Origin of the sequence: Ekhidna sp. (assembly GCF_964218185.1) — a bacterium.
Classification (GTDB): domain Bacteria; phylum Bacteroidota; class Bacteroidia; order Cytophagales; family Cyclobacteriaceae; genus Ekhidna.
The window spans coordinates 1,017,281-1,033,158 of sequence record NZ_CAXPLV010000005.1 but is presented as its reverse complement, the minus strand read 5'-3'; the positions used below and the strand labels follow the sequence as shown (position 1 = coordinate 1,033,158).

Genomic DNA, 15,878 nt, shown 5'->3' with positions numbered 1-15,878 from the left:
ACACATCGAGCCTAATATTGTTAGTCAACTCCAAAGAGGTTGCCTCTGCCTTCTCTAGCTTTACGTCTTCTAGACACATGTTAACATGAAAAACCAACTCTTCCAACTCACACTGGTCGTTCGGGATTATGATGAGGCCATTGATTTTTATACCAAGAAGCTGGGGTTTGAATTGCTGGAAGACACGAAGCTAAGCGACACCAAACGATGGGTGCGGGTAGCTCCACCGGGCTCGGAAGTCTCCCTTCTGTTTGGCAAGGCGGCCAGTGATGCACAGGAAAAGGCCATTGGTAATCAAACAGGCGGACGTGTTTTTCTCTTCATGCATACGGATGATTTCGATGGCTATTATGCACAACTGGAAGCAAACGGAGTGCAGATAATCAGGGAGCCATCCCAGGAACCATACGGAAGGGTGTGTGTGTTTTCAGACCTCTATGGAAACCTGTGGGATTTGATAGAGCCGAAATAGCAGGGATCACCAGCCGTTTGTGTAAATCCTATATCGGACTGAGACGCTTTTCGTTCGTTAGCTTTATATCACAAACCCTACTCTCATGGTTAAGAGTTATCTGATCCTAGCTTTTAGAAATCTATTTAAGCACAAATCCTTTAGCATCATCAATATTTTAGGTCTTACAGCAGGTCTCACGGCCTGTCTTTTGATCTACACCTATGTTGCAGATGAGCTGAACTATGATAATTTTCATGCTAAGAAAGACCGTATCTACCGCGTACGATATGACATTGCGGATTTCAATCTGGCCCGTATCCCACCAATCATGGGTGAGCATATCGCTTCATTCTTTCCGGAAGTGGAAAGTACTTCCAGACTGTTTTCGCGAAGTGTGAGTGTGCAGGTACCGAAAGATGACGGTTCTGTCCAGCGATTTGAAGAGGATAATGTAAACTTCGCTGATGCCACCATCCTCAGCATCTTTGATTTTGAACTTGTTCAGGGCTCTTTGGAAGGTGCATTGACGCAACCTTTTACCACGATCATCAATGAAGAAATAGCAGTCAAATACTTTGGTGATGAAAACCCAATTGGGAAGTCTATCATCATGGAAGGAGAAAACACCTTTAAAGTAATTGCCGTTGCGAAAGATTTCCCTTCCAACTCGCATATACATTTCGATATGATCCTCCCTTATGACAATATGTATGATTTGGAGCCGGAAGGGCTGGAGGAAAATGTGAGACAAAATTTTAAGATGAATTGGATGGTCTCGCACTCACCTACTTATGTCTTGTTGAAGGAGGGCGCTAACCCCAAAAGTGTAGATGAAGCTTTTCCTGAGTTCATCACCGAGAAGATTCCCGAGAACATGCGGAAAAACCAGAGCTTTTCACTGCAACCTCTGAGTGACATCCATCTGAATGATGAACTCCAGGCTCAGGCAGAGCCATCCGGTAGTCGGTCGTTTTTGTTCATTTTTATAGCTGTTGGTGCTCTCACTTTGTTGATAGCCTGCATCAATTTTATCAACCTTTCCACAGCCAGATCTTTGCAGCGAGCAAAGGAAATTGGCATGCGAAAAGTGTTAGGTGCATGGAAATCCAATCTCATCAGCCAGTTTTTAGGAGAGTCTTTCCTCACAGCTGCCATTGCTGCCTTTTTAGCATTGATTGCTACCTACTTCTTACTCCCCCAGCTCAATGAACTCACAGGAAAGGAGCTGGAAAGCTCTGTTCTGTTTACCGCTCGCACCTTGATTGGTTTGATTGGTCTGTTCCTGGTTACCGGCTTTCTTGCAGGTATGTACCCCGCTTTTCATGTGACCAAGATTGCACCAATCAGCAGTTTGAAAGGTGAGGTCAGCACCAAAGCGAAAGGTGGTCTTGCGTTCAGAAAGGGTCTGATCATCGTTCAGTTTACCATCAGCATGATCCTCATTTCATGTACGCTCATTGTATTCGATCAGCTGGGCATGATGCGGAACCGACCGTTAGGGTTTCAGCGTGATCACATCATCAACCTCCCTATTCAAAGTCAGAACTTTAATAATGTATTTGGCGGTGTGAATGAATCATTGCGTCAGAAAATGAATGCATTCGAAGATGCGATAGCGGGTATTCCTGGTGTTTTGGCCAGCACCGTTTCTTCGCAAGCTCCCGGATTTGGCATGGTCAACCGAAATGTGATCCCTGAAGGATTTACCGCTCAGGACAACATCATAGCTCCGGTTTATGCTGTAGACTATGATTTCATCGATACCTATGAAATTGGGATGGTGGCCGGGCGCGATTTTTCCAAAGACTTTGGGACAGATCATCTAAATGCTTTTCTTGTAAATGAATACGCCCTTCAGGAGTTTAATTTCGGTACTCCGGAAGAAGCGCTTGGCAAAAAAATCAACATCGAAGGAAAGGAAGGGAAAGTAATCGGTGTGGTAAAGAATTTTAATTTTCTCGCGTTGACTGAGCCGATGAGGCCGCTTATTCTGGAAATATCTGTAGCTCAGTTTGGGGTGTTCTCCATTAAAATAGAGAACCAAAATGTGCCTGAGACCCTTGCTAAACTTGAGAGTGAATGGAATACATTCTTCCCCGATGAGACTTTCAATTCTACGTTTTTGGATGAATCGCTGGATCAGGGCTACAACCAACAAGAACAGCTTGGAACTACCGTTGGGTATTTTTCTTTCCTTGCTATTCTAATCTCATGCCTGGGGTCATATGGCCTTATCATGTTCATTGCATCACAGAAAATGAAAGAAGTGGGCATACGTAAAGTCCTTGGCGCATCCATTACCAATATTGTGTTGTTGCTATCAAAGCGATTTGCCCTTTTGGCCATCGTTTCAATGATTATTTCGATTCCGGTAAGTATCTGGCTGGCAAATGATTGGCTCAATGAGTTTTCGTATCGCATCGATATCTCTCCTCTCAGCTTTGTGATTGCAAGTGTTCTGACACTTTTGATGGTCATCATTACCATCAGTTTTCAGGCATTCAAGGCAGCACTTTCCAATCCTGTTAAATCCTTGCGCTCAGAATAGCTACTGATCTGTTCAAGACATGGTTGAAAGCTAATTGGCAAGCGTAAATAGCATTACCTTTCTATATGCAAACAACCCTCTCCTTCCTTTCCGATCTGGCTCAAAACAATAATCGGGATTGGTTTCAAGCGAATAAGTCCGCATATCAGGCTTCTCATGAAGAAATGATTGCCTTTGCAGACCAATTGCTTAAGGAGATGAACAAGCATGATGTCATTGAGACGCCCACCGGAAAGAAAAGCTTAAACAGAATTTACCGCGATGTGCGCTTTAAAAAAGATAAGACACCTTACAAAACGCATTGGGGAGGTGGGCTTTATCGAGCTGGCGATGAGCGAAGAGGCAGCTATTATTATCATATAGGTTTGGAAGGCTCATTTGTTATGGGAGGATTTTTCGGTCCCAATTCGCAAGACCTCTTGCACATTCGGAATCAATTGGCACAATATGCGGATCCACTTAGAGATGTACTCGAATCTCCGGACTTCAAAAAAACATTTGGAACACTCTTGGGAGCTCAACTAAAAACGGCCCCACGCGGATTTGAAAAAGATCATCCGGAGATTGACTTACTCAGATACAAGCAGTTCATGATCAGGCATGACTTTACCAGGGAGCAAATGCTTAGTTCACATTTTCCGAAAACCGTGTCTGAAACCTTCCGAAAAATGCGACCTTTCCTAGATTGCATGACTGAGATGCTGACAACTGATCTGAATGGAATCAGCCTATATTAGCGAAGTATAAAAAAATCCCGACCTCTCGGCCGGGATTTCAATTTACTATAACCTAAACCTTATACTTACTGAATAAAGTCAATTGAAAGATTCTTTACATCGTTTGGTACAAATGGCTGCATGCCTGTCAGATCCACGAAAGAAGCCTCAAAACTTACCGGCTTATTGTCAACTCCTGAAGTAATGAATCCCTGAGCATTGAAATAAGCAGGTGAGTGAGCTTCGGCAAGAATGTCCTCTATCGTCTGCTGATCAAGGTTAGCCACCTCGTTGATTTCAGCCTCTAGCACATCATAAACAGAATACTGATCGCCCTGCACAAAGTCATTAGTTGTCACGGAGGATGCCGGCAACCAAAGATTGACAACACCTAAATCGGTTGCCTGATCTCCTCTCCCTACAAACGCATAATTTCTACCCCCTGTAAAATCCGGGTCGATGATATTGATGTTTGGATGATTGGAATTTCCCCTCACCTCCACGATATCTCCATTCTTACCTACAAACATTTTCAGGTTGTTTATGTCTCCGTTATCTACTGCTTCCACCCCTGAAATTGAGACAGTCATAGTAGCTTCGTATGTATCATCGTCCTCTGTATAATCAATTCTCAAGAATGCTCCTGCATCGGCCTCCGAATCGGAACGATCCAGATTGTACGGATTTAAAATAGCCACTCCCGAAACCGGATTAGTATTCCACAAAATCTGCAATGCTTTGTCTTCATTTTCCGTGTCAACCATGATCATTTCATACTCATAATCAACACCCCCTCTGGTTACATTTTCCACAAGGTCAATTCTTTTTTCACGTCCATCATCATCTCCATCAAAGGTGTAGGATCGCACGTTGTGAACACTCAAAGCTGCACCAACCTGCAGGGTGAACTCGACAATTTCGGCTGATTTCTCACCTAAGTGAATGAAATATCTGAGGCTTTCATAAATTTCGTTTCCTTCGATGACACCATCACCATCTCCCGAGGTTCGACCACTCAGTGACCCAGAATTGCTGCTAATAGAGGCAGGAATATCCACGGAAAACTGATCTGGAATAGGAATTGAAACTGAAGGTTCATCATCGCTACAAGCAATGAATAAAGAAAAGGATAACAATAGGGCAAATAATGTTAAAACTCTCATGTGTGGATAGATTTGATTCTGCATGTAAGGTTGGCATATCCGCGAGTACCCCCAAGCGGTTCGTCTAAAATCACAGATGGTTGATCTAACTTCGCACGAAAACCTACCAAGCATGATCGATTACAAGGGAGCGAGTGTAAAAGAGCTTTTCTTTCAAAAAATAGAAGAAGAAACTACCGATGGGCACAACCTGAAGCAGACGGAGTTTTCTCCAAGTGAAGAAGAGATGCTGAAAAACATCTTTCTTAAGCCATTTGCCGCCGCTACCAACACCTACCAATTTTCACACAATGTAGACCTGGAGCTAAATGTACTTTACAAGCTCTCAAAGGAAATACAGATGACTGAAGAGATTGGTGAAACCCATCAAGGCATCATCTCACACCTTCGCACCAGTTCTCGCCATCCAAACATTAAAGAGGGGGAGCTATTCATCATCCGTTTTAGCGATATTTTCATGCATGACAAAACCATCGATGGGTTGGGGATTTTTAAGGTGGAGAAAAAGGATCCATTCATAGAAACACCGGACTGGGCCAAGGAGCCTATCCTCTTGTTTAAGGAAGGAATTGGTGAAAAGAAGCTGGATAAAGCTTGCCTGATTCTTTTTGATGAGGAGCCGTTTACAATCCTGGCTTACGACAACAATAACAGCGAGGCGGTTTATTGGAAGAACGATTTCATTCAGCTCGATTTCAAAAAAGATCATGTAAACAACACCAATCATTTCCTTGAGATGACCAAATCATACATTACTGATCAGATGCCTGAGGAGTTTGAGGTCTCTAAAACGGATCAGATTGATTTACTCAATAAGTCTATCAAGTACTTCAAAGAAGCAGAAAACTTTGATAAGGGCGAGTTTGAGCTTTCCGTTTTTGGCCAGGAGGAAGAGGCTATCAATTCATTCCGATTTTTTGACAAAAAATATCAAGAGGATATGGAACTTGAGCTGGAGGATAACTTCAAAATCGCTGCACAGTCTGTAAAAAAGCAAGCACGAATTTTTAAGAGTGTTTTAAAACTGGATAAAAATTTTCATGTCTACATCCACGGGAACCGAGAACTAATAGAGCGGGGGCAGGATTCTGACGGACGGAAGTATTATAAAATCTACTATGAGAATGAAAGCTAGAATTGAGTGTCTGGATTTATTTCACCCCAGTTTGATCAATAAACTCGCATAAAGAGCAGGTCACCAAACTATTGGCATACCTTAGCCATATGAACTTGAATAATATACGCAGGGAGGTGATGCAGACTCTCGAGAAATCAATGGATGAGCTGTTGGACAAATACCTCAAGCCGATAGAAAAAATATGGCAACCATCTGATATTCTTCCGGATTCTAACAGCCCGGGTTTTATTGAAGAAATCCGCGATATCCAAGGGCACTCTGCAGAAATGGACTATGATCTCTTCGCAGTACTCATTGGCGATACAATTACCGAAGAAGCACTACCTACCTACGAATCCTGGTTGATGGATTTGGATGGTGTGAATCAGGAAAACCCAACCGGATGGACTCAGTGGGTTAGAGGCTGGACAGCCGAAGAAAATAGACATGGAGATTTGTTAAGCAAATACCTCTATTTATCAGGTAGGGTGAATATGCGAGAAATGGAAGTGTCTACTCATCATCTAATCAATGATGGATTCGATATTCAAACAGCCAGAGATCCTTATCGCAGCTTTATCTATACAAGCTTTCAGGAGTTGGCTACCAACATCTCCCACAGGAGAGTAGCCAGCTTGGCTAAAAAGGCAGGAAATACACTTCTCGCAAAAATATGTGGCATCATTGCATCCGATGAGGCCAGACATGCAAATGCCTACAAAAGCTTTATAAAAAAGATTTTTGAAATAGATCCGAGTGAGACCATGATTGCCTTTGAAGATATGATGAAGAAAAAGATCGTGATGCCGGCTCATTTTCTGAGAGAGTCCGGCGGGAAGATAGGTGAGCTCTTCAAACATTTTTCAGACGCAGCTCAGCGTACCATGGTCTATACCACTCATGACTATATTGATATTCTCAGTTCATTAATAAAAGAATGGAATATTGAAAATGTAAAAGATCTCAATACAAGGGCCGAAGAGGCACGGGATTATTTAATGGCTCTTCCCAATAGACTCCAGCGACTTTCGGAGCGAGTTCAAATACCTGAAAAACAATTTCAGTTTAAATGGATTGCCTCTTAGCTCTGAAACTATTATAAATGCTTACCATCCATTTTGCTAAACAAGATCTTCCGAAAATCTCCGGGCTTCTTGTCATTTAGCAATTTTAACTCCCCCTGCTCTTCTATTAAAATCCCAAAATTCTCCTCTGCCTTTTCAAAAGCATCCTTGTTTGGGTAGGTTGTCATCAAAATCAAATCAAAAGGTGCTTCCGGAGTAGCATCTACAGAGATGAGCTCATATGAGACAATAAAATCTCGTTCAACAGCCTTCTGACGAAGTTTGAGCCAATTGTTCTTATAATAGAAAATAGCCTCATCACGATTGCCATTTGCAATCTGCACAAAATCTATGGTGCTAATATTTTGATCTTGGGCAGAAGTATGCAGAGTAAGTAAAAGGAGTAATGAGCCTAAAAGATTTTTCATGGATAGTATTTTTTTATTGATAACACATCTCCATACGAAACCTCTTAAGTTTTTGATGCATTTTTTCTGGCAAGCAGCTTTTTCTGATACCTGCCCTGCACAATATCGATCACCACCAAAATGAAAATAATGAAGTAGAAAGTGGTTTTACTCATTGGGGTAATGTGATTGCCAAAAAACTCCAGATGAGCCATATGACCACCCTCAGAGAGTAGCATCACACCCACCAGGAAAAGTATAAAAAGGCCAAGCACTTCATAGAGTCGGTTTTTTGCTAGAAACCTGGAAACCCCATCGGAAAGCCAAATCATCAACCCTCCGCTGATGATGATGGCAGTAGCCATCACCCAGAAAACGTCGCTCAGCGCCATTGCACTTAGAATGGAATCGAAGGAAAAAATAAGGTTCATCAATACAATCATGATGATAGTCTTGGTGGTACTTTGGTTTCTCTTTTCCTCCCCATCATGCTCTTCGAGATAGACCAAATGAAAAATCTCCTTGACCGCCGTATAAAGGATGAAGATCCCGCCAAACAATACAATTAGACTATGAACACTGATGGAGCCGGACAAAAACTCTGAATCAATATTAAGAAATGGATCTTGAAAATATTTGATCACATTGACCAGCACGTAAAGCAAAATGATTCGCAAAGCGATTGCAATTCCTATCCCTACTGTTCGTACCATTTTTTGCTTGTCAGCCGGAGCTCGCTTTGACTCAAGAGAGATATAAAGCAAGTTGTCAAATCCAAGAACTGCTTGCAATAAGATGAGCATCAATAATGTGAGTATATTTTCTATCATGTCAAATATTGTTTTGCCGCAAGAAACAAAACTGAATCAATAGATGCAATCAGAGATTATTTTACTTTCGAGTAATGATTGCAAATGAAACTATTGAGGGGGTAGACTTCACTGCTGAAAAGCTAACAACAGAGTATGAATGTTGCGAATTCATCAACTGCCATTTCAGTGCGGCAGATCTGAGCAATATTGCCTTCATTGAATGCACGTTTGATCGATGTGACCTGAGTAATTCAATCCTAAAAGAAACTGCTTTTAAAGATGTGAAGTTTGAAAACTGCAAACTGCTGGGACTGCAATTTGATGACTGTAATAAGTTCCTTTTGGAAATGACATTTTCCAATTGTCAGCTTGATTTTGCCAGTTTCTACGGACTGAAATTAAAAGGAGTACAATTTAAAAGTTGCAAACTGCAAGAAGTGGATTTTACGGATGCCGACCTTACAGAGGCAACCTTTAACCAAAGTAGCCTTACCGGTGCAGTATTTTATCATACAGCTTTAGAAAAAGCTGATTTTAGGCAGGCTTCAGATTACGCGTTTGATCCGGAAGTAAATGAAATCAGACGAGCCAAATTTTCGCTCCCGGAAGTGATTGGATTGCTCAGCAAATACGACATCCAGATAAGCAACGGATAAAACTTAGCTGGTACGTATCATGTTGGTGGTTTGGATGCATCCATCAAATTGCTGAAAGTGGATTCCGAGCATATCACCATTCAATGTAAATTCTAACAAATCATCGTTTGTTTGCCTTCCCTTAAACGTGATGAACTTTCCAGCAACTATGTAGATACCTTCATCCTGAAAATCTCCCTGACTAATCTTAAATGTTCCCTCCTCTCTAAATTCTAATGTGAGCGAAAAACCAGGGTCATCAATCTCCTCATTGAGGGTTTCATCATTGCAATCTGAAATAGTTATTGATTCCATCTCCCAAATACCTACTATCGGATCTATGACTGTGGCTTGAGGATCATCACTGGAGCAACTAGAAGCTGTTAACAAAACAACTAGCACTACTAAAAAAGAGATATGTTGCTTCCTTCCCATATCCCAATTTCGTTATTTTTTTCTAATTGCTGCTGCTAACCATCTTAAAAGGCTTCACCTTATCCGGATGGATGTGATGAATGTGTTTGTTGATGGCTAAAATTCGCTTATCAATTTTCTTCAGGTACTTATTTACCTCGGCCTCAAGCATCATCACCTGACCGTCATACGAGTACATTCCCACTTCTTTTTTAAGTTTTTCTTTATCCTTCTCCAACTCATTTCTAGTCATGCAGCTCTCTCTCAAAAAGGAAATAAATGCTTTCAGATCATAATCGCCTTCAAACTTCTCAATATCCTTCATGGTCTTTTTGTATTCATGCGAGCTAATATCAATATCAGCTGTAGGATCTTTCAATATGTCAAGCATAATGGAATCATAATGGTGAAGTTGCTCCAATACTTCGATGGTGTAAGTTCTGTATTCGCTATTGTCACAAAAAGCTGACAAACCGTAATAATGTGATATATCCTCCGACATTTGCATCCAATGCTTGGTTAGGAATTCGTACTCTTCTTCAATATTCACCGCCACATAGGATTGACTCTTCGCTATATATGAAAGGTGAAATGATGAAATAAAAATGAATACAATGAGGATTGATTTAAGATGAGTCATGTTTAGTCACTTTTGTGAAAGTCAAAAGTAGACGGATGATTTGCCGGTTTTTCTCGCAAAAAACAGGTAAAATATTTTCAATACAATCACTCAGCCGCCCATCCGTATTATTTCGGATTCAGTACTAAGCAACCACCTTATTCATACCAAAATGAACTAAATTCACTATTCCAGTTATTTCCAGCTATTGAAATCATTTATTCAAAATATCCTCCCCTCCACCGATAAATCCAAAAAGATCGAGTACCGACTTTTCGAGATCACTTTGGTGCTCACCATTATGGTGTTTCTCTTTTGGTCCATATATGGTTTTTTTGTTGGATACGAATACTTCGTACAGACGGTCTATACAAGCGGTATTTTCATTTATACAATCCTGTATATCCTTCAAAAGAAGCAGATAGGGTTTCGCACGATTTCACTCACCTATTACTACCTGGCACTCTTCCTCATTGGAATATCCTGGCTACCTGCAGGAGGTATAAAAGCAGCTATTTCCACTTTCCTGGCGCTAGTATATCTGTCAGGACTTCTTGTTTTGCCATTGAGGGACTACCTCATATTCATCATCGTCACCTTTGCGATGGTTTTGGGCCTTATCATCCTTGAGATGAATTATCCCGGAATGGCTGCTCCGTATCAGAGCACTGACTTGCTCATGCAGGATTTGGCGATAGCCACACTCACCTCTCTCGCTATCATGGGGATTTGCCTATTTGTATTTAAGCGGGCTTATATAGATGATAGGAGGTTGCTGAGGCAGAGAAACAAGGAACTTGAAAATGAAAAAGTAAAAGCAGAGTCAGCTGATAAAGCGAAAACGACCTTTTTGGCTACAATTTCCCACGAGATGCGCACGCCACTCAATGGTATCGTTGGGATGACGGAATTACTTGCAAAAACGGACCTGAATGAGGAGCAAAAAGAGCTTATAGACAGTCTTGGCTATAGTAGCAACATCCTGCACGGGCTGATTCGAAACGTGCTGGACATCACCATCATTGAAGCCGGCAAGCTGGAGCTTCACATGAGCTCTTTTTCACTTTCGGAAGAGCTGAACTCCATCTGGCAGGTATTTTCCAAAAAGGTACAATCCAACACCAACCTAAAGATCGTTTTAACGCTGGATGAAAAACTACCAAAATACTGCAATGGTGACATTACCAGAATCAGACAAATTCTTGTCAACCTATTGAACAATGCCATCAAATTTACCTGGAAGGGGAGCATCACACTTAATGTCGAGTTGGCAGGGCAGGCGGGCGATGTGGTCTCTGTCAAATTCAGCATTAGGGATACAGGAGCTGGCATTCCGCTAGACAAGCAAGCGCATCTTTTCGAGAGTTTTTACAAAGCATCCGACACAGATGGTTATGAGGGGACAGGTCTAGGCCTTGCTATTGTAGAAAAATTGGTTTCACTCATGGGAGGTACGATTGGGTTTGAGTCCGAACCACAAAAAGGGTCAAACTTTTACTTTACAGTTCCCCTTGGCGTTTCCGACCGAGCAGATTCCAGAGAGTTTGAACAAATAGCTATCCCGGGACTAGATGACCTGAAGGTCATGATTGTAGAGGATGTGGAGATAAATAGGCTGGTGGCCACTAAAATGTTGAAAAGCATTGGGGTAAATGAAATCACTCAAGCAATAAATGGCACAGAGGGGGTGGCAAAAGCCATGGAACAGCATTTTGACATTATCCTAATGGATCTACAAATGCCTGACATCTCGGGCTTTGATGCATCGCACCAGATTATGCGACACTATGCAGACAAGGATCGAAAACCTATCATAATTGCGCTCACAGCAAATGCGCTTAAGAATAGCAAAGACGAATGTATGGAGGCTGGCATGGCGGATTTTATCCTAAAGCCAATTAAAACCGATGTATTAAAGCAGGTGCTGATGAAATACCTAAACAAAGACTGATATGATTCTAGGAGCACTCCTCTTTACCATTTTCCTCGCTCTTTCACTACTTCATCTTAGTTGGGCGCTAGGCAGTGCATGGGGCTTTGAAAATTCACTGCCCACCACAGAAGATGGCACACGAATATTAAATCCCAAAAAAATAGACTGTGCTGTTGTTGGGGGTGGACTTCTCCTCTTTGCCATTTTTTACCTGATAAAAGCGGATTTGATTTCGTTTGCCTTACCAGAGATTGTAATGAAAGCTGCTAGCTGGGTGATTCCTATCATCTTTCTATTTCGCGCCGTGGGAGATTTCAAATATGTTGGTTTCTTCAAAAAGGTGACCTCCACCAGCTTTGCAAAACGTGATTCATCCTTTTACTCACCTCTGTGCCTTGGCATTGGTGTGATTGCTATCCTTACCGAATTCGCTTAAATTATCTATCGATTGAGGGCTAAAATCCAACCCGCACATGGAATGCGTATGTATCAACATCTATTAAACCAAAGCATACTAAAATGTCAACCCAAGAAACAAATTCTCTCAAATGGAGAGAGGTCTATAGCCTGGCAGCACTTAATGCTGCTGTAGTCATCAGTTGGATCGCCTATCACGAGTATCAACCTATTTTAATGGAAAACCTGGGGATCACTCATCTGGTAGATTTCCTCATCATTGCTAAAGCCATTATTCTAATCACCATCCCACCTCTTGCCGGCTGGTTGGCCGATAGGATCATGAAAAAAAATGGCAAGCATATGCTCATTTTTACTGTGGGTATAGGTGCTACTGCTATGGTATTTATGGTGGTTGCCACCTTAATTGGAACCTCACATATCATGGACGTAAGCGGTATCATCCCATTCATGATTGTGATTTGGCTGATAAGTATGAATCTCTTTATCAGCCCGGCTAACTCTATGATTGAGGCATTTGCTCCGGCAAAGAAGCTTCCGATTGTGATGGGGGTTTTATTCTTAGTCACCGAGCTATTATATGCTCTTGAGCCAGTGATCGTGGGGTTGGTTTCCTTCTTTGGAGATACGCTTACTTTTATCGTGGGCGGCATCCTTATTGGAGGATCTGGATTTATCTTCCATCGTGTCTCTAGTGATGAAGTCTTGCAGCGAAAAGAGACACTTATGAAAGCTGACCGTGTAGATAATCAATCAGTCATGTCTTATCTGGCAATTCTGATTATTGGCCTGATGCTGGGTGTAGGCAAAGCATTTATTATTGAATTTTTACCTGAATTTTTTAGCTCTAGTTTCTCATCGTTTGCACTAAGTGGGAATCTTATCTCTTTTGGGATTTTAGGACTTTGTGCTATTGGTGGATTCCTGGCGAGTAGGAAGATTGCGGAATTGAATTTGAGACGAGCCATACTTACAAGTTTTGTGGTGCTGGCGATAGGTGTGCTTACATTGATATTCTCAGGAAATGTCTACCTGACGATAGCTTCCGCATTGATTATTGGTGGATCATTTACGGTAATAAATATCAGTGGACTCCCTTATGCTATTCAAAACCTCTCTGTAAGACATGTAACCTACGGTGTGGGTATTTACATCGGTGCATCAGAGGTAATTACTGGCTTATTTGAGTATATGTATAAGTAGAAAATAAAAATCCCGATAGGTAAACCTATCGGGATTTATTTGAATCTCTTTACAAAAAACTAGGAGTTATCCTTTTCAAAAAAAATTATTGTAGAGTACAATTCCCTCTAAGCTGCCTGCCCTTTTGAGTTTTACCCGGTCATTCTTCAAAACAATATTCCAATCATCTGGATTAAAACCTCCCTTTTCATAGCCCTTAAGAAAATTGTATGCTTTAGCTAATCTTGGGTCAGTATCCTTTTCCTTCGATTTGCTCTTTTCCTTGTTTTTATTCCTTTCTTTTTCCTCCTCTTTTTCTTTTTCCTTATTCTTTTCTTTTCCTTTCTCTATCTCCTTTAGTAACCTCTCCTCTTCCATTCTCTTTTGCTCTTCGAGCAACATTTGCTCTGCTCGCTCACGCTCTCTCTCAGCAATACTTTGCGCCCGCTCAGCTCGCAAAACCTCAGCTCTGGCGTTTTCAGCTTCATTCCGTGCCCGAACCATTTCGACCTCCGCTTTCTCACGTTCGCTTTTTTGCAGTGAATGTCGAATTTGTTTTTCTACATTATCACCTTCTGTCTTCACTTTGAAATTATAATCAGTGATGTAATAGATAGGATTTACAAATTCATCATTCTTTTGAATTTCATAGTGTAAGTGTGGAGCAGTGCTCGCACCAGAGTTGCCGGAAAGTCCGATTTGATCACCTTTCTTTACTGATTCACCAGTTTTTACATCTATAGATGAGAGATGAGAGTATGCAGAAGTAAACGTGTCATCGTGCTTAATCACTACCCGCAGACCATGCTTCCCATCTTCTTTCGCGACCTCAACTTTTCCATCTGCAGTAGCTACCACCGGATTCCCTACAGGACTAGCTAAATCAATACCCCTGTGCAACTTCTCCTCCTTCTCTATCGGGTCAAACCTTGTTCCAAACCCGGAAGTCATTCTGACATTCTCCGTGTCTTTCAATGGCAAAATGGAAGGTGTGCTGTTGTCCTGAGTTGTTCCTTTGGATTCTGGTAATTGAAAAGTTGGGAGCTTAAAGTCTGGACTAGGCGCCAAAATCTCCGCCAATTCTGTTCCTACTTTTTCGATCGGTTCAATGGCCTCTTTATTGGAGAAGGCAAATATCACCGAGAGTACTACCGGCAAGGTAAGGGCATATACCCACCCTGCATATTTGTTTTTTTGTTTGTTCATCATAACAATTCGTTTTTTAATCATTGAAAAATTGAAATGACTCACCAAACCTGAATAGGGAGCAGTCTGAAGCTGGGAAAACAAAATCTCCTGATAACCAACAGGATCTCTAAATCTTCGTATCACCGCTTCATCCGCCTGATATTCATGGATTTCAATGAGTGCGTTTCGATACCAATAGATGAAGGGATTGAACCAAAACAGCGAAACAAGAAAATCCATAAGCAGTCGATCATAAGAATGTCGCTGCTTTACATGCACACACTCATGCGCCAGTATCTGATCAAAAGAGGATGTCCCGAAGATCCGCTCCGGAATAAACACATTTGAAAAGAAGCTAAACGGACGAGGTTGTGAAATCTTAAAAAGTTTAAACCATCGTTTTTTTACATATTCTGAATGTTTTTTGAGTTTTTGAAGGATGAATAAATACGCCACAGATCGGCAGATCAGGTAACAAACCATCACTCCGTACAGCCATGGCATAACGGACCAATAATTGAAAGTGGTTTCCGAATTACTTAGAACAGGAATCAATTCATACTGGGTTGCAGATTCCTGGACCCACGTAACCACATAATCCGTATTTAGTGGCTCGATAGCCTGCTGATATGGGATCTCAATAAAAGGAATACCAAAGCTGAACAATAAGCCTCCAAGTAGGTAAGCCCGATTCCAGTTGTGCTTCAGCGAATGTCTCAGGGCTAGTTTATAAAAGCCAAAAAACACGGCCTGAATCACAACTAATTTACCAATATAGACCAGGATATCACTCATGACTTTCGTTGTTCTATTTGATCGTCAATCAGTTTTCTGATCTCCTGAAGCTCCTCCACTGACAAGTCTTTCTGACTGGCAAAGAATGAAGCGAATTGCTTGGCAGAATTATCGAAAAAACTACTCATCAAGCCGTTCATGGACTGACGTGTATATTTTTCTTTTGAAATTAGAGGAAAATATTCCCTTGACTTCCCATGCGTTTCAAATCCAATGAATCCTTTTTTCACTAGCACATTTACAACTGTTGATATGGTTGTATACGCAGGTGCAGGGTTTGGGTACTGCTCCACAATATCCTTGAGGTACGCTTTTTCCAGCCCCCACAATATCTGCATGAGTTGTTCTTCTGCTTTGGTCAATTCCTTCATAAAGCAATACTATAACTATAATTATAATTATACAACTATTTTT

At 41.4% G+C, this 15,878-nt stretch carries 16 protein-coding genes; 9 read left to right on the top strand and 7 right to left on the bottom strand.

Features of this window, described 5'->3' with window-relative positions:
• Nucleotides 1–85 precede the first annotated feature (85 nt).
• The 3 genes from ACEQZT_RS10245 (at nt 86) to ACEQZT_RS10235 (ending at nt 3,739) form a co-directional block, all read left to right on the top strand.
• Entirely contained in the window at nt 86–472 is a 387-nt protein-coding gene (locus ACEQZT_RS10245; protein ID WP_370089329.1) for a VOC family protein, read from the top strand.
• Between the two features lie 85 nt (nt 473–557).
• Nucleotides 558–3,002: an ABC transporter permease gene (locus ACEQZT_RS10240; protein ID WP_370089328.1), complete on the top strand. Its 2,445-nt coding sequence runs from the start codon at nt 558–560 to the stop codon at nt 3,000–3,002.
• A 65-nt stretch (nt 3,003–3,067) separates the two neighbouring features.
• Nucleotides 3,068–3,739: a DUF2461 domain-containing protein gene (locus ACEQZT_RS10235; protein WP_370089327.1), complete on the top strand. Its 672-nt coding sequence runs from the start codon at nt 3,068–3,070 to the stop codon at nt 3,737–3,739.
• 65 nt (nt 3,740–3,804) lie between these two features.
• Here ACEQZT_RS10235 and ACEQZT_RS10230 read toward each other — a convergent pair whose 3' ends face one another.
• On the bottom strand, nt 3,805–4,881 hold the full coding sequence (locus ACEQZT_RS10230; protein WP_370089326.1) for a hypothetical protein: 1,077 nt from the start codon (nt 4,879–4,881) through the stop codon (nt 3,805–3,807).
• A 76-nt stretch (nt 4,882–4,957) separates the two neighbouring features.
• On the opposite strand from ACEQZT_RS10230, the gene ACEQZT_RS10225 reads away from it, so the two are divergent.
• Both ACEQZT_RS10225 and ACEQZT_RS10220 read left to right on the top strand, forming a co-directional pair.
• Nucleotides 4,958–6,016 carry a nucleoid-associated protein gene (locus ACEQZT_RS10225; RefSeq protein WP_370089325.1) on the top strand — a complete coding sequence of 353 codons (1,059 nt, stop codon included), beginning with the start codon at nt 4,958–4,960 and terminating at the stop codon, nt 6,014–6,016.
• 89 nt (nt 6,017–6,105) lie between these two features.
• The gene (locus tag ACEQZT_RS10220; protein WP_370089324.1) at nt 6,106–7,083 is read left to right on the top strand and encodes an acyl-ACP desaturase; all 978 of its coding nucleotides are present in this window, start codon (nt 6,106–6,108) and stop codon (nt 7,081–7,083) included.
• Nucleotides 7,084–7,094: 11 nt separating this feature from the next.
• Here the strand turns inward: ACEQZT_RS10220 and ACEQZT_RS10215 are convergent, their stop codons facing one another.
• Nucleotides 7,095–7,490, bottom strand: a complete 396-nt coding sequence (locus tag ACEQZT_RS10215) for a hypothetical protein (RefSeq protein ID WP_370089323.1) — start codon at nt 7,488–7,490, stop codon at nt 7,095–7,097.
• A 44-nt stretch (nt 7,491–7,534) separates the two neighbouring features.
• Complete coding sequence (locus ACEQZT_RS10210) at nt 7,535–8,299, bottom strand: TerC family protein (RefSeq protein WP_370089322.1); 765 nt, start codon at nt 8,297–8,299, stop codon at nt 7,535–7,537.
• Between the two features lie 74 nt (nt 8,300–8,373).
• Between ACEQZT_RS10210 and ACEQZT_RS10205 the strand changes: the two genes are divergently transcribed.
• A complete protein-coding gene (locus tag ACEQZT_RS10205) occupies nt 8,374–8,937 on the top strand; it encodes a pentapeptide repeat-containing protein (RefSeq protein ID WP_370089321.1) in 564 nt (187 codons plus the stop codon).
• Nucleotides 8,938–8,940: 3 nt separating this feature from the next.
• On the opposite strand, the gene ACEQZT_RS10200 is transcribed toward ACEQZT_RS10205, so the two are convergent.
• Nucleotides 8,941–9,351 carry a hypothetical protein gene (locus tag ACEQZT_RS10200; protein WP_370089320.1) on the bottom strand — a complete coding sequence of 137 codons (411 nt, stop codon included), beginning with the start codon at nt 9,349–9,351 and terminating at the stop codon, nt 8,941–8,943.
• 22 nt (nt 9,352–9,373) lie between these two features.
• The gene (locus ACEQZT_RS10195; RefSeq protein ID WP_370089319.1) at nt 9,374–9,970 is read right to left on the bottom strand and encodes a hypothetical protein; all 597 of its coding nucleotides are present in this window, start codon (nt 9,968–9,970) and stop codon (nt 9,374–9,376) included.
• Nucleotides 9,971–10,157: 187 nt separating this feature from the next.
• Between ACEQZT_RS10195 and ACEQZT_RS10190 the strand changes: the two genes are divergently transcribed.
• The 3 genes from ACEQZT_RS10190 to ACEQZT_RS10180 all read left to right on the top strand — a co-directional run bounded on the left by ACEQZT_RS10190 (nt 10,158) and on the right by ACEQZT_RS10180 (nt 13,502).
• Entirely contained in the window at nt 10,158–11,900 is a 1,743-nt protein-coding gene (locus ACEQZT_RS10190; RefSeq protein ID WP_370089318.1) for an ATP-binding protein, read from the top strand.
• 1 nt (nt 11,901) lies between these two features.
• The gene (locus ACEQZT_RS10185) at nt 11,902–12,318 is read left to right on the top strand and encodes a DUF3995 domain-containing protein (protein ID WP_370089317.1); all 417 of its coding nucleotides are present in this window, start codon (nt 11,902–11,904) and stop codon (nt 12,316–12,318) included.
• Nucleotides 12,319–12,401: 83 nt separating this feature from the next.
• Nucleotides 12,402–13,502 carry an MFS transporter gene (locus tag ACEQZT_RS10180; protein WP_370089316.1) on the top strand — a complete coding sequence of 367 codons (1,101 nt, stop codon included), beginning with the start codon at nt 12,402–12,404 and terminating at the stop codon, nt 13,500–13,502.
• Nucleotides 13,503–13,577: 75 nt separating this feature from the next.
• Here ACEQZT_RS10180 and ACEQZT_RS10175 read toward each other — a convergent pair whose 3' ends face one another.
• Entirely contained in the window at nt 13,578–15,464 is a 1,887-nt protein-coding gene (locus ACEQZT_RS10175; protein ID WP_370089315.1) for a peptidoglycan DD-metalloendopeptidase family protein, read from the bottom strand.
• The gene (locus ACEQZT_RS10170; RefSeq protein WP_370089314.1) at nt 15,461–15,835 is read right to left on the bottom strand and encodes a BlaI/MecI/CopY family transcriptional regulator; all 375 of its coding nucleotides are present in this window, start codon (nt 15,833–15,835) and stop codon (nt 15,461–15,463) included. The genes ACEQZT_RS10175 and ACEQZT_RS10170 overlap by 4 nt, the downstream gene beginning before the upstream one ends.
• Nucleotides 15,836–15,878: the final 43 nt, after the last annotated feature.

Bases quoted from the DNA above. Each gene is read 5' to 3' on its own strand.
- ACEQZT_RS10235 (WP_370089327.1), top strand. From the start codon at position 3,068: ATGCAAACAACCCTCTCCTTCCTTTCCGATCTGGCTCAAAACAATAAT.
- ACEQZT_RS10185 (WP_370089317.1), top strand. From the start codon at position 11,902: ATGATTCTAGGAGCACTCCTCTTTACCATTTTCCTCGCTCTTTCACTA.
- ACEQZT_RS10240 (WP_370089328.1), top strand. From the start codon at position 558: ATGGTTAAGAGTTATCTGATCCTAGCTTTTAGAAATCTATTTAAGCAC.
- ACEQZT_RS10220 (WP_370089324.1), top strand. From the start codon at position 6,106: ATGAACTTGAATAATATACGCAGGGAGGTGATGCAGACTCTCGAGAAA.
- ACEQZT_RS10195 (WP_370089319.1), bottom strand. From the start codon at position 9,970: ATGACTCATCTTAAATCAATCCTCATTGTATTCATTTTTATTTCATCA.
- ACEQZT_RS10230 (WP_370089326.1), bottom strand. From the start codon at position 4,881: ATGAGAGTTTTAACATTATTTGCCCTATTGTTATCCTTTTCTTTATTC.
- ACEQZT_RS10245 (WP_370089329.1), top strand. From the start codon at position 86: ATGAAAAACCAACTCTTCCAACTCACACTGGTCGTTCGGGATTATGAT.
- ACEQZT_RS10170 (WP_370089314.1), bottom strand. From the start codon at position 15,835: ATGAAGGAATTGACCAAAGCAGAAGAACAACTCATGCAGATATTGTGG.
- ACEQZT_RS10200 (WP_370089320.1), bottom strand. From the start codon at position 9,351: ATGGGAAGGAAGCAACATATCTCTTTTTTAGTAGTGCTAGTTGTTTTG.
- ACEQZT_RS10215 (WP_370089323.1), bottom strand. From the start codon at position 7,490: ATGAAAAATCTTTTAGGCTCATTACTCCTTTTACTTACTCTGCATACT.
- ACEQZT_RS10175 (WP_370089315.1), bottom strand. From the start codon at position 15,464: ATGAGTGATATCCTGGTCTATATTGGTAAATTAGTTGTGATTCAGGCC.
- ACEQZT_RS10180 (WP_370089316.1), top strand. From the start codon at position 12,402: ATGTCAACCCAAGAAACAAATTCTCTCAAATGGAGAGAGGTCTATAGC.
- ACEQZT_RS10225 (WP_370089325.1), top strand. From the start codon at position 4,958: ATGGTTGATCTAACTTCGCACGAAAACCTACCAAGCATGATCGATTAC.
- ACEQZT_RS10210 (WP_370089322.1), bottom strand. From the start codon at position 8,299: ATGATAGAAAATATACTCACATTATTGATGCTCATCTTATTGCAAGCA.
- ACEQZT_RS10205 (WP_370089321.1), top strand. From the start codon at position 8,374: ATGATTGCAAATGAAACTATTGAGGGGGTAGACTTCACTGCTGAAAAG.